General features: G+C 71.1%; 22 protein-coding genes. 16 read left to right on the plus strand and 6 right to left on the minus strand.

Features of this window, described 5'->3' with window-relative positions; genetic code table 11:
* Positions 1 to 397: 397 nt before the first annotated feature.
* The 6 genes from VKV26_25640 (at position 398) to VKV26_25665 (ending at position 7,606) form a co-directional block, all read left to right on the plus strand.
* Positions 398 to 1,633: an AAA family ATPase gene (locus VKV26_25640; protein ID HLZ73302.1), complete on the plus strand. Its 1,236-nt coding sequence runs from the start codon at positions 398 to 400 to the stop codon at positions 1,631 to 1,633.
* Between the two features lie 156 nt (positions 1,634 to 1,789).
* Positions 1,790 to 3,340, plus strand: coding sequence for a CpaF family protein (locus tag VKV26_25645; protein HLZ73303.1), 1,551 nt, complete (start codon positions 1,790 to 1,792; stop codon positions 3,338 to 3,340).
* Positions 3,341 to 3,352: 12 nt separating this feature from the next.
* Positions 3,353 to 4,309, plus strand: coding sequence for a type II secretion system F family protein (locus tag VKV26_25650; protein HLZ73304.1), 957 nt, complete (start codon positions 3,353 to 3,355; stop codon positions 4,307 to 4,309).
* A gap of 4 nt (positions 4,310 to 4,313) precedes the next feature.
* Positions 4,314 to 5,201, plus strand: coding sequence for a type II secretion system F family protein (locus VKV26_25655; protein ID HLZ73305.1), 888 nt, complete (start codon positions 4,314 to 4,316; stop codon positions 5,199 to 5,201).
* Positions 5,202 to 5,331: 130 nt separating this feature from the next.
* Positions 5,332 to 6,522, plus strand: coding sequence for a M23 family metallopeptidase (locus tag VKV26_25660; GenBank protein ID HLZ73306.1), 1,191 nt, complete (start codon positions 5,332 to 5,334; stop codon positions 6,520 to 6,522).
* A gap of 88 nt (positions 6,523 to 6,610) precedes the next feature.
* Positions 6,611 to 7,606 (plus strand): hypothetical protein, encoded by a 996-nt coding sequence (locus tag VKV26_25665; GenBank protein HLZ73307.1) that lies wholly within the window; start codon positions 6,611 to 6,613, stop codon positions 7,604 to 7,606.
* Between the two features lie 49 nt (positions 7,607 to 7,655).
* On the opposite strand, the gene VKV26_25670 is transcribed toward VKV26_25665, so the two are convergent.
* From VKV26_25670 to VKV26_25690, 5 genes are all read right to left on the minus strand, one after another.
* Complete coding sequence (locus VKV26_25670) at positions 7,656 to 7,895, minus strand: hypothetical protein (GenBank protein HLZ73308.1); 240 nt, start codon at positions 7,893 to 7,895, stop codon at positions 7,656 to 7,658.
* Entirely contained in the window at positions 7,892 to 8,917 is a 1,026-nt protein-coding gene (locus VKV26_25675) for an LLM class flavin-dependent oxidoreductase (GenBank protein ID HLZ73309.1), read from the minus strand. Before VKV26_25675 ends, VKV26_25670 begins: the two co-directional genes overlap by 4 nt.
* 166 nt (positions 8,918 to 9,083) lie before the next feature.
* Positions 9,084 to 9,728: a hypothetical protein gene (locus VKV26_25680; GenBank protein ID HLZ73310.1), complete on the minus strand. Its 645-nt coding sequence runs from the start codon at positions 9,726 to 9,728 to the stop codon at positions 9,084 to 9,086.
* A gap of 66 nt (positions 9,729 to 9,794) precedes the next feature.
* The gene (locus tag VKV26_25685) at positions 9,795 to 10,019 is read right to left on the minus strand and encodes a hypothetical protein (protein HLZ73311.1); all 225 of its coding nucleotides are present in this window, start codon (positions 10,017 to 10,019) and stop codon (positions 9,795 to 9,797) included.
* A gap of 105 nt (positions 10,020 to 10,124) precedes the next feature.
* The gene (locus tag VKV26_25690; protein HLZ73312.1) at positions 10,125 to 10,376 is read right to left on the minus strand and encodes a MoaD/ThiS family protein; all 252 of its coding nucleotides are present in this window, start codon (positions 10,374 to 10,376) and stop codon (positions 10,125 to 10,127) included.
* Positions 10,377 to 10,751: 375 nt separating this feature from the next.
* Here VKV26_25690 and VKV26_25695 point away from each other — a divergent pair, with 375 nt between their 5' ends.
* From VKV26_25695 to VKV26_25730, 8 genes are all read left to right on the plus strand, one after another.
* Positions 10,752 to 11,462 carry a hypothetical protein gene (locus VKV26_25695; protein ID HLZ73313.1) on the plus strand — a complete coding sequence of 237 codons (711 nt, stop codon included), beginning with the start codon at positions 10,752 to 10,754 and terminating at the stop codon, positions 11,460 to 11,462.
* A gap of 137 nt (positions 11,463 to 11,599) precedes the next feature.
* Positions 11,600 to 12,676 (plus strand): Gfo/Idh/MocA family oxidoreductase, encoded by a 1,077-nt coding sequence (locus VKV26_25700; protein HLZ73314.1) that lies wholly within the window; start codon positions 11,600 to 11,602, stop codon positions 12,674 to 12,676.
* Between the two features lie 110 nt (positions 12,677 to 12,786).
* Positions 12,787 to 14,148: a LuxR C-terminal-related transcriptional regulator gene (locus tag VKV26_25705; protein HLZ73315.1), complete on the plus strand. Its 1,362-nt coding sequence runs from the start codon at positions 12,787 to 12,789 to the stop codon at positions 14,146 to 14,148.
* Positions 14,149 to 14,356: 208 nt separating this feature from the next.
* On the plus strand, positions 14,357 to 15,757 hold the full coding sequence (locus tag VKV26_25710; protein HLZ73316.1) for an MBL fold metallo-hydrolase: 1,401 nt from the start codon (positions 14,357 to 14,359) through the stop codon (positions 15,755 to 15,757).
* Positions 15,758 to 15,795: 38 nt separating this feature from the next.
* Positions 15,796 to 17,151 carry a M20/M25/M40 family metallo-hydrolase gene (locus tag VKV26_25715; protein HLZ73317.1) on the plus strand — a complete coding sequence of 452 codons (1,356 nt, stop codon included), beginning with the start codon at positions 15,796 to 15,798 and terminating at the stop codon, positions 17,149 to 17,151.
* Positions 17,148 to 18,608: an MDR family MFS transporter gene (locus VKV26_25720; GenBank protein ID HLZ73318.1), complete on the plus strand. Its 1,461-nt coding sequence runs from the start codon at positions 17,148 to 17,150 to the stop codon at positions 18,606 to 18,608. Before VKV26_25715 ends, VKV26_25720 begins: the two co-directional genes overlap by 4 nt.
* 177 nt (positions 18,609 to 18,785) lie before the next feature.
* A complete protein-coding gene (locus VKV26_25725; GenBank protein ID HLZ73319.1) occupies positions 18,786 to 19,367 on the plus strand; it encodes a DUF5655 domain-containing protein in 582 nt (193 codons plus the stop codon).
* A 91-nt stretch (positions 19,368 to 19,458) separates the two neighbouring features.
* Positions 19,459 to 21,483 (plus strand): alpha/beta hydrolase domain-containing protein, encoded by a 2,025-nt coding sequence (locus VKV26_25730; protein ID HLZ73320.1) that lies wholly within the window; start codon positions 19,459 to 19,461, stop codon positions 21,481 to 21,483.
* A 24-nt stretch (positions 21,484 to 21,507) separates the two neighbouring features.
* Here VKV26_25730 and VKV26_25735 read toward each other — a convergent pair whose 3' ends face one another.
* Positions 21,508 to 23,007: a trehalose-6-phosphate synthase gene (locus tag VKV26_25735; protein HLZ73321.1), complete on the minus strand. Its 1,500-nt coding sequence runs from the start codon at positions 23,005 to 23,007 to the stop codon at positions 21,508 to 21,510.
* A 541-nt stretch (positions 23,008 to 23,548) separates the two neighbouring features.
* Here VKV26_25735 and pyrR point away from each other — a divergent pair.
* Both pyrR and VKV26_25745 read left to right on the plus strand, forming a co-directional pair.
* Positions 23,549 to 24,091, plus strand: a complete 543-nt coding sequence (pyrR, locus tag VKV26_25740) for a bifunctional pyr operon transcriptional regulator/uracil phosphoribosyltransferase PyrR (GenBank protein ID HLZ73322.1) — start codon at positions 23,549 to 23,551, stop codon at positions 24,089 to 24,091.
* A complete protein-coding gene (locus VKV26_25745; GenBank protein HLZ73323.1) occupies positions 24,091 to 25,185 on the plus strand; it encodes an aspartate carbamoyltransferase catalytic subunit in 1,095 nt (364 codons plus the stop codon). The genes pyrR and VKV26_25745 overlap by 1 nt, the downstream gene beginning before the upstream one ends.
* The last annotated feature ends 1 nt before the right edge of the window (position 25,186 follow it).

Genomic DNA, 25,186 nt, shown 5'->3' on the forward strand with positions numbered 1-25,186 from the left:
GCCGGGGGTGTGTGCCGGCGGCGCCGGCCGCACTCCTTCGGCCGCCACGTCCAGCTGGAGCGTGACGCCCGGCAGACGCCTGTGGTGCGACCGGGCAGCTCGTGACCGCACGGGGATGCGGACGGCCTGAAGGCTGCAGCAAGCGGCCGTCGGGCCGATGCCTGTCGCCGTGGGGCGTTGCGGTGAGCAGACATCGCGCGCAGCAGTATTCCGTCAACCCCTGCAGTGGCGGCAGCGGACTGCCGATTGATGTCTGTGGGAGTCCGGTGATGCGTGTAGTTCCTGCGGTGAGTGCGTCTCACCGCGGGCCGTTGCGGGTGAGAGCCGTTTCACAGCTGCTGCCAGGACGCCAACGCGCGGGAACGATCTGGAGAGCCGCGGACCCGGAGAGCGATCGATGAGCAAAAAGCCAAGTGTCGTCATTCTGGACCCCAACCTGGAGAACCGCGCCGAGGTGCACCGTACGCTCACGCTCGCCAACCTCTCCGTGCTGATGGAGGGCGGGCACGGCGTGGAGGGCCTCACGCTGATCCAGGAAACGCTGCCCGACGCCGTGCTGCTCGGCCTCGAGCATCCGGTCGAGCGCGGCCTGCAGACGCTGGAGGCGATCGCCGCTTCGCACCCGGACATGCCGGTGATCGTCTATTCGACGGTCGACGACGGCCCCGCCGTGCGCCGCGCGATGATCGCCGGCGCCAGCGACTATCTCGTCGCCCCGCTCAACGGCCGCACCGTCGGCGAGGCGATCCAGGCGGTGATCGAGCGCAGCGGCGCCACGGTCGCCGCCGGGGTGGCGCCCGCCGCGGGCACCGTGCCCGCGTCCAGCGCCGCCGCGCCCGCCGCGGCCGGCATGGTGATCACCGTGTTTGGCGCCAAGGGCGGCATCGGCAAGACGACGATCTCGACCAACCTGGCGGTGGCGCTGGCCACTCAGGGCCGCGCCTCCGTCGCCCTGGTCGACTTCGACACCCGCTTCGGCGACGTGGCGATCATGCTGGACGCCAGCTCGGAGACGAGCCTGGCCGACGCGGCGCGCGACATCGACAAGCTCGACCGCACCTCGATCCGCCGCTATCTGACGCGCCACCCCTCGGGCGTCTCCCTGCTGCCGGCGTCGATGAACCCGGCCGACTGGGACGCGATCGACCTGGGCCAGATCGAGCGCGTCGTGCACCTGCTGGCGCAAACGCACGACTACGTCATCCTGGATACGCCGGGCGCCTTCAACGAGACGGTGGCCCTGGCGCTGGATCTGGCCACCGTCGTGCTGCTCGTCACCAGCATGGACATGGCCAGCATCAAGGACACCTCGCTCTGCCTCAACATGCTGCGCTCCTGGTCCTTCCCCGAAGAGAAGGTGCGGCTCACCGTCAACCACTCCAACCTGGCGAACAGCGTCAAAGAGTCCGACATCTCGCGCACGCTGGATTACCGCATCTTCTGGTCGATCCCCTACGACGACATGGTCTCGAAGAGCACGCAGGTGGGGCAGCCACTGGTGATGTGGCGGCCGAAGTCGCGCGCGGCGGCGAACCTCACGCACCTGGCGACGCTGCTCGGCGGCGGCGGCCCGGCGAAAGCACAGAAGCCGGCGAAGAGCCTGCTGGGGCGGCTGTTACCTTTCCTTAACTGACAGCGCGATCCGCCGAGCCGTCACGGCCTGAGCCGGGGCGGCTCGCGGTCCGATTAGCAGCAGTAGCGGCGCCGGCCCCCGGCGGTGCAGGGCGTCGTCCGGGTGCGCACACCCCCGCCACGACGATTCACCCCAGATAAGGCAGAGCGAACAGCGATGGGCATCGACATCCGCAGGCATTTCGCGTCCAACGACGGCTCGCCGGAGCCGCCACCGCCCGAGGAGCCGCACGACGACGCCAGCCAGAGCGAGGCGGCGCAGGCGGCCAGCGGCACGGAACGGCCGGCGCTGCTGGCGGCGCGCTGGCTGGGCCGCGGCCGCGAACAGGCGCCGCCCTCCCCGCAGCGCATTCGCCGCCCGCTGGCGCCGGAGACGCCGGAGCCGGGCGAGACGGTCGCCATGACGGAGGAGCCGCGCGTCTCGCCGCAGATAGCCGGCCTAGAAGAGGCGAAGACGCGGGTGCACCGCCGCCTGATCCAGGAGCTGGAAGCCTCGCGGCTCGACCGCATGAGCGAAGACGAGGCGCGCACGGCGGTGGCGCAGGCCGCGCGGCAGTTGCTGACGCAGGAGATGCCGGAGGTCTACGGCCTGGCCCGCGATGAGGTGATCGCTGCCGTCACCGACGAAGTGCTCGGCCTCGGCCCGATCGAGAACATGATCCGCGACCCCAGCATCTCGGAGGTGATGATCAACGCGGCCGACGAGATCTTCTTCGAGCGCGCCGGCCGCATTCACCGCGCCAACGTGCGTTTCCGCGACAACGCCCACATCATGCGCATCGCCGAGCGCATCGTCTCGCGCGTCGGCCGGCGCGTGGACGAATCCTCGCCGATGGTGGACGCCCGCTTGCCCGACGGCTCGCGCGTCAACATCATCATCCCGCCGGTGGCGCCCAAGAGCCCCTGCATCACCATCCGCAAATTCAAAAAAGACAAGCTGACGCTCGAAGACCTGATGGGCTTCGGCTCGATCGCGCCCGAGGCCGTCACCTTCATGCGCGCCTGCGTGCACATCAAGCGCAACATCATCGTCTCCGGCGGCACCGGCTCCGGTAAGACGACGCTCTTGAACGCGCTCTCCGGCGCCATTCCGGACTACGAGCGGCTGGTGACGATCGAGGACCCGACCGAGCTGCGCCTGCAGCAGCCGCACGTCGTCACGCTGGAGGCGCGGCCGGCCAGCATCGAGGGCCGCGGCGAAGTCACCCAGCGCGATTTGGTGCGCAACGCCCTGCGTATGCGGCCGGACCGCATCATCATCGGCGAGGTGCGCGGCGGCGAAACCTTCGACATGCTCCAGGCGATGAACACGGGCCACGAAGGTTCGATCAGCACAATCCATGCCAACAGCCCGCGTGACGCCGCCGCCCGCATGGAGAGCCTGGTGATGATGACGGGCATGGAGTTGCCGCTGCGCGTGATCCGCGAGCAGATCGCCTCCGCTATTCACCTGATCATCCAGCAGACGCGCTTCAGCGACGGCAGCCGCAAGGTGACGCACATCACCGAAGTGACCGGCCTCGAGGGCCAGACGCTGACCCTGCAAGACATCTTCCATTTCGAGCACGAGGGTATCGACAGCGAGGGCAAGGTCCGCGGCCGCATGAAATCCACCGGCATTCGCCCGACGTTCGCCGACGAGTTCTCGCTCGCGGGGCTCGATATCCCGGCGTCGATGTTCGCGGGCGACGGCCGCTGGGATCGCTAGGGGGAGCGCACGATGGCAGGGTTCGCGGCGATCGCGGTGTTCGTGGCGGTCACGGCGCTGGTTCTGGGCCTCAGCAGCCGCCGCAAAGAGCTGCAGCAGGTGGTGGACCGGCGCCTCGGCCGCGCCAGCGGCGTGGAGGTGGTCGCCACCGACGAGGTGCAGGGCGTCGCGCTCAGGGGCAGCAGCCGCTTCGGCAAGAGCAGCGCGGCCAGGGCGCTGTCCGGCGTCCGCTCCATGCAGCAACTCGGCGACCTGATCGAACGTGCCGGCTGGAAGCTGCGCGTGCCGGAGTTCCTCGCGATCTCCGGCAGCGCCGGCGTGGTCTTCTTCTTCGTGGGCGAGTTCCTGCTGAGGCCGATCGCGATCGTCCTGGGGCTCGTCGGCCTGGTCGTGCCCTACGTCCTGCTGCGCTTCGCGGTGAAGCGGCGCAAGGACCAGTTCGTCAAACAGCTCGTTGATGGCCTGACGATGATGGCGAACGCGCTCAAGGCCGGCGTCGGCCTGATGCAGGCGATCGACCAGGTCGCCACCGCGCTCAAGCCGCCAATCTCCGAAGAGTTCCGCCACCTGCTGCGCGATGTGCGCATCGGCGCTTCCCCGGACGACGCGTTCGACGCGCTGAACCAGCGCATGAAGAGCGAAGACCTGGATATCGTCATCACCGGCATCCTCGTGCAGCGCACCACGGGCGGCAACCTGGCGGAGATGCTGGAGAACGTCTCGCACGTGATGCGCGAGCGGATTCGCATCAAGGGCGAGATCAAGACCCTGACGGTGCAGCAGCAGTTCAGCGGCTACCTGGTGGGCGGCCTGCCCCTGCTGCTGCTGTTCGGCTTCAACATCATGAACCACCAGTACCTGGCGCCGATGTTCTCGACGACGCTCGGGCGCATGCTGTTGGCCGCCGGCGGCACGCTCCAGGCCATCGGCTTCTTCATGATCCGCCGCATCGTAAACATCAAGGTGTAGCGCCATGGTGATGATCGCCGCGTTTTGCGCCGCCATTGCGGTCGGCACGTTCCTGTTCGCGGTTCTGGTCGGTTCGGCGCCGGCCACCCAGCGCCGCCTCGATTCGCTGGTGGCCGGCCGGATAGAGGCCGCGACCTATCGCGGCAGCGACGACGATGGCCCCTCGCGCGGGATGTTGCTGCGCGGCAGGCTGCGGCAGGTGATGCCCAGCAGCATGCTGGACAAGCTGGCGGCCCTGCTCGTGCAGACGGGTATACAGGCGCCGCCGGAAACGGTGGCCGCCATTTGGGCCGGCGTGGCCCTTGGTCCGGTCGCGCTCTACCTCGTGGTCAGCGGCGGCTTGCCGCAGGGCGAGGCCGCGCTGCTGCCGCTCGCGTTGGTCGGCCTCGGCGGCTACGTGCCGCTGATGGTGCTGCGCAGCCGTGCCAGGGCCCGGCGCAAAAAGATCCTGCTCAGCCTGCCCGACGCGATGGATCTGCTGACCACCTGCGTTGAAGCCGGCCTCGGCATCGACGCCGCGGTCGCCCGCGTGGCCGAGAAGGCCAAGGAGCCGCTGGCCGAAGAGTTGCGCATCGTGCTGCGCACGATGGCGATGGGTGGCACCCGCCGCGATGCGCTGACGCAGCTTGCCTCGCGCGTGGGGCTGCCGGAGATCCAGTCGTTCACCAGCGCGATCATCCAGGCCGAGATGATGGGCGTGTCCCTGGGCCAGGTGCTGCGCGTGCAGTCGGAGGCGTTGCGCGTGGCGCGCAAGCAGCGGGCGGAGCAGCAGGCCTACAAGGCGCCGGTGAAGATCATCATCGTGCTGGCGCTGTTCATCTTCCCCTCGATGTTCATCGTGATTCTCGGCCCGGCGGCGATCAGCCTGATGAACAGCGGGTTCGGCGGTTGAGGCAGGGCCGGGCGCGGTTCGCCGTTATGACCAGCAGGGAGGGCGCCGATTCGACGGGTACCGGGCGCCAGACCGCAGCCGGCGGCTGGTTGGGTCTGCAGTCCGCGGTCCGCGCAGGGTGCAAGAAGCGATGAGCGTGCCGGGAATGATCGCCCCCGAGGGCATCGATGAGGAACGGCCGAGGGGACGAGCGCTCTCTCCGAACGAGTTGCTGGCCCGCCGTCTGACGAACCTCGCGCTCAGCCATCAGCGCATCGCGCGCGGTCCCGAACGCCCTTCACCCGCACCGCGGCATGCCTTCCGCAGCGCCACCGAGTATGCCGCCGTCAGGATGGAAGACAACGGCATCTCGCCCGTGCGCCTCGGCCGTTTCTCACAGGTCGGTGCGCTGTCCGGCATGGCAGCCGGCGCCGTGCTGGCCGTCTCCGCGCAGCCGGCCACGGCGCCGCGGCCCGATCCCGCGACCGCGCGGCCGTGGGAGCGGCTGATCCAGCGCCAGCCGGCGCAGCAACCGGCGGACGAGCGGCCCTGGCGCCAGCTGGCCGCGCGCGGTGGTTCGAGCGTGGTCGTGACCCGCGTGGGCATGGTCGTCGGCGTGATCCTGCTGAGCGTGATGCTGGTCTCGGCCGTATGCCAGGTTGCCCGCACCGCCGAGGGGGCGGACGCGCCGATGCACCCGCAGGCGCCGACCACCCCGACGCCGTTCAACCCCGACGCGGCGGGGAGCGTGGCGCCGCAGCAGAGCCAGCAGGCCACCGCCGCCGACGTCCGCCAGGCGCTCAACACGGCGCTTGCCGCCGCCGGCGCGCCGGGGAGCGCCGCTCCGGCCGCTGCGCCGGCAGCGGCTCAGGGCTGGGGCGCGGCCACAACCAACGCCGGTGGCGCACCGAGCGGCTGGGGCAGCTCTGCGCCGCAGCCGCCGCAAACGGCGCCGATCGTGATTCCGCCGGGCGCCGTCGCGATCTGGCCCGTCACCGGTCCAATCACCAGCTTCTTCGGCCCCTCGCACCCGCTCGGCATCGACATCGGCGTCAATACCGGCACGCCGATCCGGGCGATGGCGGCGGGCGTGGTCACCTTCGCCGGCGGCGACCCTTGCTGCAGCTACGGCTATTACGTGGACATCGACCACGGCAACGGCGTGACGACGCGCTACGGGCACATGGTTGTGCCCTCGGCCCTGCGTCCGGGCCAGCGCGTGCGCATGGGCGACGCGATCGGTCTCTCCGGCACAACGGGTTTCAGCACCGGGCCGCACCTGCACTTCGAGGTGCGCTTGCACGGCGTGCCGGTGAATCCGCTGCTGGTGCTGCCGGGTTGAGCCCGCCTGCCGGCGAGTTGACCTAAGCGCTGCGGCGCGGTCGCGCTTCCGCATATACTGGTCGCGACCGAATGGGGAGAGAGTGATCATGCCGCAGCGCGCCTCCGCGCACTCGCCTCGTCTTGCCCGGCGCGGCTGGCTTGCCGCCGGCGTGATGCTGCTGTGCGCGTTGCTGGGAGGGGCGCTGGCTCCTGCCGCGCTCCGCGCCGCCCCCGCGCCTGGAACCGTCGCCTTCTGGAAGATTTACCCCCCCGGCTGGAACCTCGTCGCCGGGCCGCAGGGCGCGCGGCTGGCGCTGCACGGCGAGCCGCTGTACAGCCTCGGCGGCGACCAGCCGCAGTACGCCGCCAACAGCGAGGGCACGGCGCAGAACGGCCAGGGCTACTGGGTCTTCTACGCCAGCGGCCAGACGCTGCTGCTCGTCGGCGTGCCGCAAGCCGTGACGCAGGTGCATGTGAACGGCGGTGAATGGGCCACGCTGGGCAACTCCGGCGCGAAGCCGGCCGCCGTGCGCGGCGCCGACCTGGCGCTGGTGTACGATCCGCAGTCGGGCTTCCAGCCGGCCGACCTGGTGCAGCCCGGACAGGCGGCGCTGGTCTACGCCGACACCGACGCCGATGTGTTCATGGACCCGTTCTCGCCGCCGCCGCCGCGCACGGCGGTGATGCCGGGCATCGGCCCCGTGCCGCCGCTGCCCGGCGCCAGCACGCCCAGCGACGAGCTGAACTACATCGTTGCCATCAATCCGCTGCTTACCGACGTGGCGACGCATATCGCTCACTTCGCCGACGCGGTGGCCGTGGCCGATCCGGCGCGGCCGGGCGACGAGATCTGGAACGATATGCGTGGCGACGCGCAGGCGGTCAGCAAGGACCTGGCCTCGCTGCAGATTCTGAACGCGCCGGATCGGTACGCCACGGTGCAGGCCGATTTGGTGCTGGCGCTGGCCGACATCGGCGACGGCATGAACGAGACGATCACGGGCCTCTTGCAGAGCGTGCCCGACCGCGTGGACCTCGGCGCCGGCCTGCTCGCCTCGGGCGTGCGGCGGGTGAGCGCGGCGCGCGGCCAGTTGCCGCAGTAGCCGCCCGCGGCATCCGTGAGCTGCGGTACTCCGCGCTCCGCTACGCGCTTCAGCCCCAAGCAGCCAGTAAACGCGGCTTGCGATCGGGAACGCTACCAGGCGCCGCGATGGCCCTACCGCCCTGTCGCGACGCCCGCCGGACGGCCGCAGTTTCGGCCTGCACGCGGCGCTCGACTTCAGCGGCCGGCGTGTCGGCGAAGCGTGACTGCATCTCCGCGATCAGCGCCGCGAACATGTCGCGCACCTCGGGATCGAAGAGCATTGGCCCGGTGCAGCCGCCCGCATTCATTGCGCTGCCACCGGCTGGGTGAAGGCGTTGATGATCGCCTGGTGGTTCTCCAGCGCGCGTTCGGGCGGCAGGAAGAACGTGGGCGAATAGAGCAACGCCTCGTCGATCAGGCCGTCCCACTGCTGCAGCTGGGCGCGGCACTCGGCCGGCGTGCCGGCCACGGCGATCTGCTCCACCATCTCGTCCGGCACGGCCTCCACCATCGCCTGCCAGTCGCGCGCGTGGAAGGCCGCGCGGATGCGCTGCGCCGGCTGCTGCCAGCCGTGCAGATCGAGGATCGGATCGTACGTGCGCACAGTGCTGTAGAAGGCGATCTGGTGCTTCGCCTCGCGCCGCGCTCGCGCGCCGTCCTCGTGCACCGCGGTGATCACGTAGCCGGCGATTTTGGCGGCGCCCGCCTGCCGGCCGGCCTTCTGCTCGCCGCGGCGCAGCGCCGGCCGCACGACGTCGGCAAGGTAGCGGCGCGAGTAGAGCGGATGTCCCACCAGCCCGTCGGCCACTTCGCCGGCGGCGCCGATCATGCCGGTGTTGACGCCGGCGACGTAGACCGGCACGCGCTCGCGCACAAGCTGCGCCAGGCGGTAGTTCTCCAGCGCGACTTGGTAGAAGCGGCCGTCGAACTGGAACGTCGGTCCACGCCGCGCCGCCCACAGCGCCTGCAAAAGCTGCACCGTCTCGCGCATCTTCGGCGCCGGGTGGGCGAAAGGAATGCCGTACCAGGACTCGTTCATGCGCCGCGTGCCCGTGCCCAGGCCGAGCACCACGCGCCCGCCCAGCAGCTCGTCCAGGTCGGCCACGCCCGCGGCGGTGAGCACGGGATTGCGCACGAAGGCATAGGCGATGCCGCTGCAGACGCGGATGCGGCTTGTGGCGAGGCCCATCGCCGCCATGCGCACGAAGGCGTCTTTGTCATAGAACTCGGTGGTCCAGGCGCCGGTGAAGCCCGCGGCCTCCGCCTGCCGCGCCAGCTCGGCGCAGTCGCGCACCGACTCGGCCATCATCACCAGCGAGCGTTCGAGCATCGGCCCTCATCCCCGTCCCCTTCTCCTAGGATTGGGAGAAGGGGCGATCCTGCACTGAGCGTTCCGATCAACTTACGGTTAACCCGGTGCAGTCCGATTCCAGCACCGCCCGATCGCCCCTCGCCCAGGATTGGGCGAGGGGACGGGGGTGAGGGCCGAACGCCGCTCAGCTCAGGCCGGCGATGGCGCAGGCGTGCGCTTCGGTCTCGAGTTGGCGGTTGATCTGCTCCGTGGGGGCGAATTCGCCCTGCAGCAGACCCCAGCCGGCCATCCACTCCCAGGCCCAGCGCGCCTCGTGCTCCGGGATCGGCCCCGGCTCCTTCAGTTGAATGCGGCCCAGGTTGAAGTCGTCGGGGCGCAGCGCCTGCACTTCGGGCGAGTCGGGAAAGTCGCGCAGGAAGTAGGAGACGTAGCGCCGCTTGTCGGCCTTGATGCGCCGCACCGCCCGCGTGATCGCGCGTATGAAGGCGGCGTAGGCCTCGGCGCTGACGCTCGCGTCCGCTACCCAGGTGCCGTGGAAGAAGGTGGAGGAGACGATACGGCAGCCGGCCTTCTCCGCGACTGTGATCCACGGCTCCTGCACGACCGTGGCCGCGAACTCGCCGCGCAGCACGCCGGCCACGCGCTCGCCTGAATGCGCGGGGGCGGCGCGGGTGGTGACCGCCTCGCGCGGCATGGCGCCTTCCAGCATCAGCAGCCCGGCGTAGGCGGTGCCGTTGCCGTAGTCGAGCGCCACCAGCCGGTGTGCCAGCTCCTGCGGCGTGTAGATATCGGAGTCGGGCGCGACGATCAGCGCCCCGCAGACGACCATCGAGCGCCGCCCGACCTGCAACGCCCCAACCGCACTTTCCGCAACACGGCGGTTATTACCGCACTCTCAACCCTGGAACATCGCGGCGGCGCCGCGGTCCTGCATGCGGCCCTGCATCGTCTTCGGCTGGCTAAGCGTGCCGTCCGCGGTGGAGCGGACAACGCCCGGCTCGTACTTGACGATACGCAGGTCCAGGCCCTCCTCGGCGAACAGCCCCTCGTCTCGCGCCACCAGCACGTCGAGCCCGTTGAAGGCGCGTACCGGCTCGATCGTCATCGTCAGCGCCGCCATGGCGTCCCCTCCCTCCGGCAAACCGCCCGCGGGGCCACCGTACGCCCGCTTTCCTTCCCCGTCAACGTGCGCTCGGCGGCCGCGGGGCCAAAGAACGATGGCGCCTCAGCCGCCTTCCATCGGGCTGAGCAGCAGCACCTGGTCGCCGTCGTGCAGCACGGTGGCGGCCTCGGCCTGCTCGCCATTGACGCCGGCGATCATCTCGTCCTCGGCCTTGATGCCGAGGCGCGCGGCCAGGTCCGCCACCGTCGCGCCGGCGGGCAGCGCCACGGGCAGCACGTCGGGCGCGACCTTGCCCGCGTACTTGCGCAGGTCGCCGAAGAGCTTGAGCGAGATGCTGATTGTGCCCGTGGTCACCGTGCCCCGCCCCGTTCGCCGTCCATGCCAGGCGTATTCGCCGGCCCGCCGCAACGCCAGTGTCCCGCAGCCGCACGGGCAGGGCAATGCCGGAAGAGGGAAGAGGGAACAGGGAACAGGGAACAGGGAATAGAGGAGCGGCCCTCCCCCCTTCAAACACCTCACTCCCCAGCTTCCCCCTCTCTATCGAAGATCGCGCTCCGCGCGATGGAAAGCCCTGGAGAGGGGGCCAAGGGGTGAGGCCACGCACGCGACGGAATCCGCCGCCTGCCGACGACAAACCGGTGAATGCACCCGCGCCCGGCAGGCGACAACGCCCGCCGATGCGGGAGAAGCGCCACGAAATGCTGCCGATTCACCCTGAGGAGGCCACCCATGCTGCCCCCCGTCCCGGAATCTCCCTCCCGCCCCGCGCTGCTCTCGCGCCGGCGCGTGCTCGGCCACGCGCTGTGGTCGGGCGTCGGCGTCGGCGCCGCCGTCGTGCTCGGCCGCGGCGCCACGGCGCGGGCGCAAAGCCCGCAGATGCCGGCCGGCAGCGGCGTCACCGCCGCCCAGCTCGCCTTCCGCAACGCCATGCGCAAGCTGTGGGAGGACCACATCACCTGGACGCGCCTGTTCATCGTCAGCGCCGCCGGCAGCCTGCCCGACCTCCAGGCGACGACGGATCGGCTGCTGCGCAACCAGGACGACATCGGCGATGCGATCAAGCCGTTCTATGGCGACACCGCCGGCGGCGAGCTGACGGGCCTGCTCAAGGATCACATCCTCACCGCCGCCGACCTGCTGACGGCCGCCATCGCCGGCGGCGACGCGGCGCTCTCCGACGCGAAGACGCGCTGGTATGCCAACGCCGATGCGATCGCCGCCTTTCTAAACGGCGCTAACCCGGCGAACTGGCCGCTGGCCGACATGCAGACGATGATGCACGACCATCTCGACCACACGCTGGCGGAGGCCGTGGCCCACCTGCAGGGTGACTATGCGGCCGACATCGCCGCCTACGATGCCGTCCACCTGCAGATCTTGGAGATGGCCGACATGCTCTCGCTGGGCATCATCGCCCAGTTCCCGGACAGCTTCGCCTGAGCGATCGCCGGCCCTGGCTCGGCACGTCCGCCGGTTGCGAATGGCGCACGGGCGCCGCGGACGGCGTACGCTACGCATGCCGTGGCGCTGCCGTATTGTGCGATCTGCGAGCGCGGCGGCACAGCCGGAGGACGGGCATGGCTGAGCCGGCATCGCAGAAACTCCGCATCGGCGTGGTGGGCACCGGCTTCGGCACGGCGGTGCAGATTCCCGGGTTTCAGGCGTACCCGCGCACCGAAGTCGTCGCGGTGATGGCGCGGAGCGAGGAGCACGCCCGCGGCGCGGCCGCGCGCTTCGGCATTCCCCACGCCTTCACCAGCTACGACGCCTTGCTCGAGCTGGACGGGCTGGACGCCGTCTCAATCACGTCTCCGCCGCACACGCACCACGAGATGACGCTCGCCGCCCTGCGCGCCGGCAAGCACGTGCTCTGCGAGAAGCCGTTCGCCATGAACCAGGACGAGGCCGAGGAGATGCTGGCGGAGGCGCAGCGCACCGGTCTGGCCGCGATGGTGGACCACGAGTTCCGCTGGGTGCCGGCGCGCGCCTGCTTCGGCCAGCTCGTGGGCGAGGGCTGGCTGGGCGAGCCGCGCACGGTGACGATCACGCAGTTCGGCGGCGGCCCGGGCTTCGCACAGCGGCCGTGGACGTGGTGGTCGGACGCGGCGCAGGGCGGCGGGCTGCTGGGCGCGCTCGGCTCGCACGTGATCGACGCGGTGCGGGTGTGGTTCGGCGAGTTCGCCGGCGTCTGCGGCCAGCTCGACACCTGGCTCACGGACCGGCGCACGCAAGCGGGCAGCTTCCGCCCCGTGACCTCCGACGACGCCTACGCCTTCATCGCGCGCTTGCAGAGCGGCGCCCTGGTCTCGGCCACCAGCAGCTTCGCGACGCCCTACGGCGAGGGACTGCGCGTGCAGGCGCTCGGCTCCGGCGGCGCGCTGGCGATCGAGCCGGACGGCAGCCTGCGCGGCGCCCGTGCCGGCGACCAGGCCATGCAGCCGCTGCCGATCCCGGAGGCGTTCCACCGCCGCGACCTGCTGCCCGAGGCGAAGGACGAGCGGCTGATGCCCTTCGTGGCGCTGGCGGAGTGCTTCTGCGGCTGGGCGCTGGACGGGAAGCCGGCAACGCCCTCGTTCGAGGACGGCGTGCGCAACCAGCGCGTCGCCGACGCCATCACCCGCTCGGTGCGCGAGGGGCGCTGGATCAGCCTGTAGCGGCCACCGGTATACAGGTTCTCTCTGATGGCGATCGGGGGGTGACAACGATTTCGGCGGTGTGATACTGAGCCTCACCAGCACGCGAAGTGGCTTGTCGGAGGCTTCAGATGAGCACGCGCATGGGCTATCACCGGGCCAAAGCCGTCTGGCAGCCGTCGGCCGCACAGCAGCGCGTGCTGGATGGCATCGCCGCTGGCGAGTCCAACCCCGCCATCGCCGAGCGGCTCGGTCTCTCCTTCGAGACGGTGAAATGGCACGTGAGCGAGCTGCTGGCCGAAACCGGCTGCGCCGACCGCAGCGAACTGGCGCAATGGTGGCGCGAGCAACAGCAGGCGCAAAAGGTCAGCCGCACCCGCACCATTGCGATCATCCTCGCGCTCGCCGCGCTGGCCGTGGTGGCGATCGCCGTGGCCGTCGGCGTGGGCGTCGTGATCGTTGCGCCGGGCGGCGGGCGCGCCCACGCCCCGGCCGCAAAGCCTGCGGCCGCGGCGCGGGCGCCCGCCGGCACCGCCCCGACCGAGACCGCTCCGACGCCAGCACCGAGCGTCACGCCGTCGCCGCCCGACCAGCCAGATCCGGCCTCAAGCCTCAATGGCAACGGCCCGGCCGTGTTTGTCTGGCAAAGCGACGGCGGGCTGGCCGATTTTGCGCCTACCTTGCTCGCGCTTGACGCGCAAGACAACCTCTACGTGATGGACGTGAGTAAGAACCGCATCGTCAAGTTCGATCGCGACGGGAAGCTGCTCACCACTTGGGGAAGTTCCGGTACCGGGGACGGGCAGTTCGAGTTCCGCCACCCACCGGGCAGGGCAGGCGGAATTGCGGTCGATGCCAACGGGATCATTGATGTCATGGATGACAGCGGCAGGATGCAGCAGTTCACCAGCAGCGGACGCTTCCTTGGAGCCTGGCCGAGCCGCGGCACGGGCAGCGCTCCAGGACAATTCAGCTGGCCTGGCTCTCTGGCGATTGCGCACAATGGCACCGTCTATATCGGCGATGGCGGTCCTGATGCCGGCAGGATTCAGGTCTTTGCGCCCGATGGCAGCCTGCGCGGCGTCTGGGGATCGCCGGGCAGTGGTCCCGGTGAGTTCTACAGCCCGCAGCCGCTCGCTGTGGACCGCGCGGGCAAGATCTACGTGGCAGATACCGACAACGACCGGGTAGTGGTGCTGGACGCGCAGGGCCGCGTAGTACGGACGTGGGGCGGCGTCGGATTCGGCTCAGGACAGATCATATACCCGCTTGGGCTCGCGCTGGACGCAGCGGGCGACGTGTATGTCAGCGATGAGTACCAGAACCGCGTCGTGAAGTTCGACAGCCAGGGCAACTACCTGGGAGAATGGGGGGGCCGCGGCACCGGCGATGGCCGGTTCCACGAGCCCGGAGGCATCGCGGTCGACTCGCACGGCGACATCGACGTCGCGGACACAAGCAACAACCGCATCGAGAAGTTCCGCCCGCGCTGAGCACGAATCCGGCAGAGGCGACCCGCGCCACCCGCGAAGACACCCCCAACCCCGCCGCCCTCGCACGCCCTTTGGAGCGCTCCAGGAGGCCCTGCCCGTGTCTGGAAGGGATAGACGGCGCCTGCGCCGTCAGGGTTAGGTGCGCCGTCAGCCGGCTTCGCGGTAGCATCGCCCACGTGGGGCGCTTCAGCGCCCGGCGGGAGGCGGCATGACGACGCACGGCCGGCTGGAGTTCGTGATCAACGGCGCGGCGGGCACGGTCACCGGCTCGCGCTTTCTGCTGGCGCTGCCCGATGGGCGCGGCGTGCTGGTCGACTACGGCCTCTTTCAGGGCGGCAAGGAGCTGCGCGATCGCAACCGCCAGCCGCCCGACACCGAGACGCTGCACGCCGGCGCCCTGCTGCTCACGCACGCCCACCTGGACCACTCCGGCGCCCTGCCCGTGCTGGGCAAGGCCGGCTGGCGCGGCACAATGTTCGCCACGCCGGCCACGGCGGCGCTCTGCGCGATCATGCTGCCCGACTCCGGCCGCATCCAGGAAGAGGACGCCGAGCGCGACGCCCGCCACGGCCACGCCGAGCCGCCGCTCTACACCGAGGACGACGCGGTCAACACCGCCCGCTACATCAAGCCGCGGCTCTACCAGCAGCCGTTCGCGCCGCTCGACGGCGTCACCGCGACCTTCTTCCGCGCCGGCCACATCCCCGGCTCGGCGATCGCGTTGCTGGATCTGCCCGCCGCGGGCGGCGGGCGGCGCAGCATCGCCTTCAGCGGCGACCTCGGCCGCTACGGCGCGCCGATCCTGCCCGATCCCGACCCGCCGCCCGCGGCCGACTACCTGGTCGTCGAATCGACCTACGGCGACCGCGACCACCCCGTGCAGAGCGCCGAGCACCTGCTGGGTGATGCCTTGAAGGAGGCGCTGCAGCACGGCGGGCCGATCCTGATCCCCGCCTTCGCCGTGGGCCGCACGCAGGAGTTGCTGTACGTGCTGCGCGCCTTGCAGGACACGGGCGAACTGCCGTGTGTGCCGATCTACGTCGATTCGCCGCTCGCCACCGGCGCCACCGCCGTGCTCGCCGGCCACCCGGAGGAGTACGACGCGGAGATGGCCGAGCGCATCCGCAACGGCTCAAGCCCGCTGGAGCCGCACGGCCTCACGATCGTGCGCAGCGCAGAGGAGTCGAAGAAGCTCAACGCCGTGACCGGCCCGGCGATCATCATCGCCGGCAGCGGCATGGCCACGGGCGGGCGCATCCTGCATCACCTCGAACACCACTTGGACGATCCGCGCACCACCGTGCTCTTCGCCGGCTACCAGGGCGAAGGCACGCTCGGCCGGCAGTTGCTGGACGGCGCCACGCAAGTCAACATGTACGGCCACACGGTGCCGGTGCGGGCGCAGATCATGGACGTGCAGGGGCTTTCCGCCCACGCCGACCGCGGCGAAGTGCTGCGCTGGCTGAAGCAGGCGCTGCGCCCGCCACGCCGCCTCTTCCTCGTGCACGGCGAGCCGGCGTCGGCGGCGGCGCTGCAAAGCCTGATCGAACAGCAGCTTGGCTGGATGGTCTCCGTGGCGCAGCTTGGTGAGCGCATCGCGCTCGACTGATGCCGTCCGGCACGACACCGGCAACCGGGGAGCTTCGCATGACCGTACCGACCTCCGCGCACGACCGCCTCGCCCTGCTCGACCGCTACGTGCGCATCAAGACGCAGAGCCGCGCCGTCGGCGCCGAGCAGGTCGCGGCCGTGCGCGCCTTCTGGCGGGAGCTTGGCCTCGACTTCGAAGCGCTGTGGCCGGAGGAACACGAAGGGGCGCCGGCGCTCTTTGCCGAGGTGCGCGGCGCCGCGCCCGGCCCGGCGGTGCTGCTCTACGGCCACTACGACGTGCAGCCTCCCGGCGACCTGGCCGGCTGGCGCTGGGGCGGCCGCGCCTGCGACCCGTGGACGCCGTCCTACTTCCTCGGCGAGGAGCCCGCCGAGCCCGCGGCGCTGCCCGAGGCCGAGCTGGGCCGGCTCTACCTCGTCGGCCGCGGCGGCTGCGACAACAAGGGCCAGCACCTGGGCAACATCCTCGGCGTGCTGCAGGGGCGGGCGGCGGGCACGCTGCGCGGCACGGTGAAGATCCTGCTCGACGGCGAGGAGGAGCACGGCAGCCCGCACCTCGAAGCGATCGTGCGCCGCCACCGCGCCCGCATCGAGGCCGACCTGCTGGCCGGCTCGGACGGGCCGAAGTCAAACGATGCGCCCACGATCGTGCTGGGCGTGCGTGGCATTGTCGGCGTGGAGCTGCGGGCAGACAACGGCCGTGGCCAGTCCGTCCATTCCGGCAACTACGGCAACATCGTCGCCAGCCCGGTGACGCCGCTGGCCCGCCTGATCGCCGGCCTGGGCGAGCGGGTGGCCGCCATCGCCCGCACGCGCACCGCTTTCCGCGAGGACGTGCTCACGGCCTTCGCCGAACTGCCCAACCGCGCCGCCTGGGAGCCGTTTCTCGACCCGACGGTGAACGTCAACGGCATCGTCAGCGAGGGCGTGACGCCCGGCGCGACGCGCACGATCATCCCCGGCTGGGCGCAGGCCACGCTGGACGTGCGCGTGACGCCGGACACGCAGCCCGACGAGGTGCTGGAAGCGATCGAGGCGGCACGGCTGGACGAGGTCGCCCGCTCGCGCGGGGTGACGATCTCCATGCGCCGCACGCCGGGCTGTCCCGCGTCGTACACCTCGCCCGGCGAGCGTGGCTACGCGGCGGTGGTTGTCGCCACGCGCGCCTACTGGGGACAGGAACCGGTGATCCTGCCGCTGCTGGGCGGCACGCTGCCGGCCTACGTCTTTACCGACGTGCTGGGGCTGCCCGCCTACTGGCTGCCGGGGGCGCAGTCGAACAACCGCCAGCACGACGTGAATGAGCACCTGCTGATCGAGCACTTCCTGCGCCAGCCGGGCTGGTACCAGGCGGTGCTTGCGGCGGTGGCGGAGGAGCTGGGGCCGGGTCTGTGACACGCCGCGAACTCGATCCCCGCATCACCGTGGCCGCCGTCTACGTCGCGGCGCAGTTCATGAGCGCGATGGACAGCACCGTCGTCAACGTGGCGCTGCCCACGCTCGGCAATCGCTTCCACGTCACCGGCGCCTCGATCGACGGCGTGATCATCGGCTACCTGATCAGCCTCGCCGTCTTCATTCCCGCCTCCGGCTGGCTGGGCGACCGCTTCGGCACCAAGCGCGTCTTTCTCTGCGCCCTGCTGATCTTCAGCCTCGCCTCGGCGCTCTGCGGCCAGGCGCAGAGCTTCGGCGAGCTGGTCGCGTTTCGTACGCTGCAGGGCGCCGGCGGCGGCATGCTCACGCCGGTGGGCATGGCGATGCTCTTCCGCACCTTCCCGCCGGAGCAGCGCGTGCGTGCCTCGCGCATCCTCGTCGTGCCGGGGATCATCGCGCCGGCGAGCGGGCCGGTGCTGGGCGGCCTGATCGTGGACAAGCTCTCCTGGCGCTGGGCCTTCTACGTGAACGTGCCGGTGGGCTGTGCGGCGCTGCTCTTCGGCCTGCTCTTTCTGCGCGAGCACCGTGAGCACGCCGCCGGGCGCTTCGACCTGCCCGGCTTCCTGCTGGCGGGCACGGGCTTTCCCCTGCTGATGTACGCCGTCACGGAAGGCCCCTCGCGCGGCTGGGACTCGGCCGCCGTGCTCGTCTCGGCGGGCGCCGGCCTGCTGCTGCTGGCGGCGTTCGTCCGGATGGAGCTGCGCACGGCCGCGCCGATGGTGCAGTTGCGCCTGTTCGCCAACCGCCTCTTCCAGAGCTGCACCACGACCTCGATGACGGCCAGCGCCGCCTTCCTCGGCGTGCTGTTCGTGACGCCGCTCTTCCTGCAGGAGGCGCGCGGCGACTCGGCGCTCGAATCGGGCCTGACGACCTTCCCCGAGGCGATCGGCGTGCTGCTCTCGATGCAGCTTGTGGCGCGGGTCTATCCGTACGTGGGGCCGCGGCGGCTGATGGCGGCGGGCATGCTCTGGGTGGCGGCGATGATGACGCTGCTCAGCTTCATCGGCCTGGAGACGAGCGCCTGGCTGATCCGCCTGCTGATGTTCGCCGTGGGCACGGGCATGGCCTTCGTCTTCTTGCCCAACCAGGCGGCGGGCTTCGCCACGGTGACGCCGAGCCAGATGGGCCGCGCCTCCACGCTGTTCAACGCGCAGCGCCAGCTCGGCGCGGCCACCGGCGTGGCTCTGCTCAGCAGTGTGCTGGCGATCGCCGGGCCGCTGCGGCACGACGCGGCCGGCGCGGCGCACCCGCACGCCGGCGCTTATCACGCGGCCTACCTGGCCGCGGCGGCGCTGGCGCTTTTGGCGGCGCTGCTGGCCCTGCGCGTGCCCGACCGCGACGCCGCCGCCACGATGCGCCACCCCGCCGGCGCGGACCAGCCCGCCCCGCCCGCGAGCGAGCCGCTGCTGGCGGAGTGACGATCTGCCCGCCAGGGGCCGCGCTCGGGGCGGGCAGCCCGCCTGCACCATCGACGGACACACCGTTGCACCCACGACGAGATCGCCGCGCGGCCTGCCATAATCCGGGCCGGCGCGGCGGACTGCGCGTCGTACGATCGCGGCAGGCACCGCCGTTTGCCGGGGAGGGATTGGCCGATGCCCGCGCTGCGTGGTCCCGCCGAGATGCGCACCGCCATCCTGCGCAGCCTGCCGGAGAAGACCGGCCGCTCGCTGGACGAGTGGGTGACGATCGTGCGCGGCGCCGGCCTGGGCGGCTTCAAGCCGCGCGTCGACTGGCTCAAGGCCGCGTACGGGCTGGGCCACAGCACCGCCTTCCTCGTCGTGAGCGAGGCGGAGAAGCCGGCCGACTTCGTTGAGCCGAGCGCCGATGCGCTGCTGGCCAAACAGTACGCCGGCGCGAAGGCGGCGCTGCTGCCGATCTATGAACGCGCGGCCGGGGCGGCGCGGTCACTGGGCGAGGATGTGCGCGTGGAGGCCCGCCAGACCTACATGACCTTCACCCGCGGCAAGCAGTTCGCCGTGATCCAGCCGGTTTCGAGCAAGCGCGTGGACATCGGCCTGATCGGCCCGCACCTGCAGAGCACGGAGCGGCTGCAGCCCGCCGGTTCCTTCGGCAGCGGGCGCGTCACGCATCGCGTCGCCCTCGGCGCGCCCGAAGACGTGGACGCAGAGCTGCTCGCCTGGCTGCACGCCGCCTACGAGTGGGCGGCCGGCTGAGCCGCCAGTCCGCCTCACCGTCGCTGCCGGCCCTGTTCACCGCGCCCGCTGGCGCGTACGCTGGGCGGCGGAGCGAAGGGAGGCGGCGGCCATGCTCAGCGAACTGCGCATCGATGACCGGCGATTGGTTGCCGACGGCGAGCCGTTTGGCGCAGCCGGGCCGTACGAAACGCTGACGGGGCGCGCGAGCTTCGCGCTCGACCCGGCGCAGCCGCTGAACGCGCCGATCTGCGACCTGGCGCTGGCGCCGCGCGACGCCGCCGGCCGCGTGCGTTTCAGCGCCGATCTCTGGATCGTGCGCCCGAGCGAGGCGGCGCGCGGCAATGGCACGCTGCTCTTCGACGTGCTCAACCGCGGCAACAAGACGGCGCTGCGCCTCAACAACGCGCTCGTCAACAACCGCCCGCAGCGCGCCGAGCACCTCGGCGACGGCCTGCTCATGCGCCGCGGCGTCACGATCGCCGCCTGCGCCTGGCAGTGGGACGCGACGGACGGGCTGGGGCGCATGACGATGCAGGCGCCCTCCGCGCCGGTCTCCGGCCCGGTGCGCTGCCAGTTCGTGCCCGGCAGGCAGACGGCGCTGATGCCGCTGGCCGATCGCGACCACCTGCCGCTGGAGCCGGCCGACCCCGAGCAGCCGGACGCGGTGCTGACCGTGCGCGATGCGCCTTTCGACCCGCCGCGGCCGTTGCCGCGCGGCGCCTGGCGCTTCTGCGGCCGGCCAGCAGCGGAGAACGGCGGGACGCCGGCGCCGGGCCGCTCGCACCTCTGGCTGGAGGGCGGCTTCGCGCCCGGCCGCATCTACGAGGTGGTCTTCCGCGGCGAGAACCCGCCGCTGGCCGGCCTCGGCTTCGCCGCCGTGCGCGACTTCGTCTCCTGCCTGCGCTACGAGCGGGGCGAAGCGAATCCGCTGGCCGAACAGGGCGGGCCGCTGCCGGCGCGGGCGATCGCCTGGGGCGTCTCGCAGAGCGGCCGCTTCCTGCGCCATTTTCTCTACGAAGGCTTCAACGAGGACGAGACGGGCCGGATGGTGTTCGACGGCGTGCTCTGTGACATCGCCGGTGCGCCGCGCGGCTCGTTCAACCACCGCTTCGCCCAGCCCTCGCGCTTCGACCGCGGCCACGAGGGCAACGGCTACCCCACCGAGCAGTATCCCTTCCACGACCTGCCCGTGCCCGATCCGCTCAGCGGCCGCAACGCCGGTCAGCTCGACCGCCTGCTGGCCCGCGGCCGCGCGCCGAAGCTCTTCTACACCAACAGCTCGAACGAGTACTGGGCGAAGGGCGCCTCGCTGATCCACACCGACCCGCTGGGCACGCGTGACGCGCCGCCGGCCGAGAACGTGCGCATCTACCACTTCGCCGGCACCGGGCACGTCGCCGGCCCCTTCCCGCCCGGCGCGGCGGGCAACCAGCCCGGCGTGGCCGATCCGATCGGCCGCTATCCGGCCACGCCGGTCGATCGCCGCGCGTCGCTGCGGGCGCTGTTCCTCGCGCTCGAAGCCTGGGTGCGGGACGGCTCGGAGCCGCCGGCGAGCTGCTATCCGCGCCTCGCCGACCGCACGCTGGTGAGCGGCGCGGCCGCGGCGAGCCAGTGGCCAGCAGTGCCCGGCGTGCGCTTCCCCCCGGGCTCGCGCCCGGCCTACGAGCCGGACTACGGCCCCGACTGGCCGCGCGGCGTTATCGCGCAGGAGCCGCCTGCCGCGGGCCGCGAGTATCCCACGCTGGTGCCCGCGCTCGACGCCGACGGCAACGAGCTGGGCGGCATCCGCCTGCCCGAGGTCGCCGTGCCGCTGGCGAGCTACACCGGCTGGAACCTGCGCCACCCCGACACGGGTGCGCCGGAGGCGCTGGCGAACGTGCTGGGCAGCATCTTCCCCTTCGCGGCGACACCGGAGCAGGCCGCCGCGCAGGGCGATCCGCGCCGCAGCATCGCCGAGCGGTACACCGACCGCGACGACTACCTGCAACGCGTGCGCGCCGCTGCCGATGAGTTGATCGCCCGCCGCCTGCTGCTCAGCGAAGACCTGCCGGTCGTGATGGAGCGAGCCGCAGCCGGCTGGGCGCTCTTCGCGCAGCCCGCTGCCGCGGCCGCCGCCGCCAGCCGCCCGGCGTAGCCTCGCCTCGCTGCACGCCCCACCTCACGCCAGCGCGTGCAGGTCGGAGAACTGGCGCAGCAGCCAGTTGAGGATGTCGTCGGCGGCGACCAGCTCGCGCAGGCCGGCGGCGCGGCGGCGGCGCTCCTCGGCCGGCATCTCCAGGGCGTCGCGCAGGGCGCGCACGGTGCCCTCGATGTCGGCCGGCGCCAGCGGCAGCGCCAGGCCACCGAGTTGTTCATAGGCGCCCGCCGTCTCGGAGAGCAGCAGCACGCCGTCGCGCGTGTTCACGAGGGGCCCTTCTTTGGCGACGAGGTTCATGCCGTCGATCACGGGGTTCACCATCAGCACGTCGTACTGCTTCATCGCGGCGATCGCCTGCGCGTAGTTGTTCTCGTAGAAGCGCACGATCGGCTGCCAGCCGGCTTCGCCGTACTCGTCGTTGATCGCCTCGATCAGCTCGAAGACCTCGTCGGTGTACGTCTGGTAGAGGCCGACGTCCGTGCGCGAGGGCACGATGCATGCCAGCATTTGCGTCGTGCGCCGGTACTCCGGGTGGCGTTGCAACAGCAGATCGTAGGCACGGAAGCCGCGCAGCAGGTTCTTGCTCGGCTCCGCGCGGTCCACACGCACGATCGTACGCCGGGTGAGCAGCGGCGCCAGGCGCCGCTCGTAGTCGCCCACGGCTTCCGAGCCGGCGAACTCCTGCAAGCCGCCCGCATCGATGGCGATCGGATAGGCCCGCACCAGCGTCAGGTGGCCCTCCCACCAGACGGTGGAGCGGCGGTAATCGACCTCGACGCCGGGCAGAAACGATTCTGCTCCCTGCAGGAAGTTGCGGGTGTCGCGCACCGTTTGCAGGCCGATCACATCGGCGCCGCAGAGATGACCGAAGATCTGATCGCGCATCGTCCGCGGCAGCAATGCCCAGTAGCGCGGGTCGGGCCAGGGAATGTGGGTGAAGTGCTGGATGACTGCGCCGGGAAGCTGCTCGCGCACCAGCCTGGGCGTGAGATAGAGATGGTAGTCCTGCAACATCACGTACGGCGGCTGGGTGTCCGCGGCGGCCTCCTCCGCGATCGCCGCGGCGAAAGCCGCGTTGGCCGGCGCGTAGCCGTTCTCCCATGCCTCGTAGATCGAGCGGCTGATGTTGGGATTGCGCGGCGTGTTCCACATGTAGTGCTGCAAGAACCAGAGCTGCTGATTGCAGATTACGTTGTAGAACTGGTGATAGCTGCGCGGCGGCAGCGTCACGAAGCGGACACGCATGCCGTCTTCACCCAGCGGGACGGCGCGGCCGTCCGCGGCGATCGCGTGGTCGCCGTCGGTCATGGCCGAGGCGATCCAGGTCAGCTCGGCGAAGTGGCTGACGGCGGCCAGCGCCGTCACCAGGCCGCCGCTGCCACGTGAGCTGGAGAGCGAGCCGCCGTCCTCGATCTGGAACTCGGCCGGGCCACGGTTGCTGGCGATCAGCAGCCGCCGCGTGGCCAACATGCGCTCCGCCAGCTCGCGCAGCGCCGTTTCCGGTATGCGCGCCTCCTGCACGCCGTCGTCCCTTCACTCGCTGCTTCGTGAACGGCTATTCCGCCGAGGCAGCGACACGCTAGCACCGCCCCGAAAGCGGCGTCAACGCCCGATCGGATCGGCCCTCGACCCTCACCTCATTTCACATACCCCTCGCCCAATCCTGGGCGAGGGGCGATCGTGCGCAGCACGACTCGGACGGTGTCGGGCTAACCGCAGGAGAACCGGAACGCTTCAGGCTGGATCGTCTCCTTCCCTCATCCCAGATCGCGCTTCGCGCGATGTTGCAAATTGGGGGAAGGAGAGAAGAGAGGATGAGGGCCGAGCGGGCGCACCGTTATGCAAAGGCCTCGCGCCGTACTGCCGTGCTGCAGTTGCCGGAGCCGGGGCCGGCTTGTTACCCTGTAATCGAGCCGGCCGATTGGGCGGTGTGCGGCGAGCCTTTAAGTGGGTCCTGTGAGGCCCGCAAGGAGCGCGGTGTGGTTGTGCCCCTGCTGCCTGGCGGCTTCCACGTGGCCCGGCGTGTGCATTCCCCGGCCTCCCGTTCGAGGGAGGTTTTTTCATGAGCGGCCGCGAGTTGATGACGGCGGACGACGTGCGCCGCGCCGTGGTGCGCCTCTCGCACGAGATCGTCGAAGAGGCGCACGGCGCCGGCGGCCTCGTGCTCGTCGGCCTGCACACGCGCGGCGTGCCCCTGGCCCGGCGCATGGCCGGGCTGATCGACGGCTTCGAGAACACCGCCGTCCCCTGCGGCGCCCTGGATGTCAGCCTGCACCGCGACGACCTTGGCCGCCGCGGCGTGCGCCCCGCCTTGCACCGCAGCGATATCCCCGTGGGTATCGCCGACAAAGACGTCGTGCTGGTGGACGACGTGCTCTACACCGGGCGCACGATCCGCGCCGCGCTCGACGCGCTGATCGACTTCGGCCGGCCGCGGCGCATCCTGCTGGCGGTGCTGGTGGACCGCGGCCACCGCGAGCTGCCGATCCGCGCTGATTTCGTCGGCAAGAACGTGCCGACACGGCGAGACGAAGAGGTCCAGGTCTTGCTGCGGGAGACGGACGGCCGCGACGCGGTGCTGCTGCTGGCGCGGGAGGGCGACTGATGGCACGCGACGATTTGCAACTGGTCCGGATGAATGGTTCGGCCGGGCACGGCGCCGCCGCCCTTGAAACCGGTGGCTCGCGGGACACGGCGGCCGGCGCCCCGGCGGCTGTGACGACGGCGCCGACCGTCCCCGCCACGGGCCGCTGGCGCCATCGCCACGTGCTCGACCTCGACGACTTCAGCCGCGACGAGATCGAGTACGTGCTCGAAACGACCGACGCCATGCGCGAGGTGCTGGCGCGCGATGTGCCGCGCGTGCCCGCCCTGCGCGGCACGACCGTGGCGACGCTGTTCTACGAGGCCAGTACCCGCACCCGCGCCTCCTTCGAGCTGGCGGGCAAGGTGCTCGGCGCGGACGTGATCAACGTCAGCGCCAGCGGCAGCAGCGTGGAGAAGGGCGAATCGCTGGTCGACACCGTGAAGACGCTGCGTGCGATCGGTGTCAACATCCTTGTGATGCGCCATAAGAGCAGCGGCGCGCCGTATCTTGCCGCGGCGCACACCGACGCGGCGGTGCTCAACGGGGGCGACGGCTGGCACGCGCATCCCACGCAGGCGCTGCTCGACCTCTACACGATGCAGAGCCGGCTCGGCAGCCTGCGCGGCCGGCGCGTTGCCATCGTCGGCGACATCGCCCACAGCCGCGTCGCCCGCTCCGACATCTGGGGGCTCTCCGTCATGGGCGCCGAGATCGTGCTCTGCGCCCCGCCAACCTTGCTGCCCGCGGGGCTCGGCCGCCGCGTGCAGACGGAGCAGGAAGAGATCGCGCTGCCCGGCGTGACGATCGAGCCGCAGATCGAGCGGGCGCTGCGCGGCGCCGACGTGGTGATGACCTTGCGCCTGCAGCATGAGCGCATGCAGGCTGGCCTGCTGCCCAGCCTGCGCGAGTATTCGCGCCGCTACGGCATCAGCAGCGAGCGCGTGGCGCTGGCCGCGCCGCACGCGCTGGTGATGCACCCCGGCCCGATGAACGAGGGCGTGGAGATCGCGCCGGATGTAGCCCGCTCGCTGCAGTCGGTGATCGAGGAGCAGGTGACGAACGGCGTCGCCGTGCGCATGGCGCTGCTCTACCTGATCGGGCGCGGCGCGTAGC

It is taken from the genome of Dehalococcoidia bacterium (assembly GCA_035310145.1).
Taxonomy (GTDB): domain Bacteria; phylum Chloroflexota; class Dehalococcoidia; order CAUJGQ01; family CAUJGQ01; genus CALFMN01.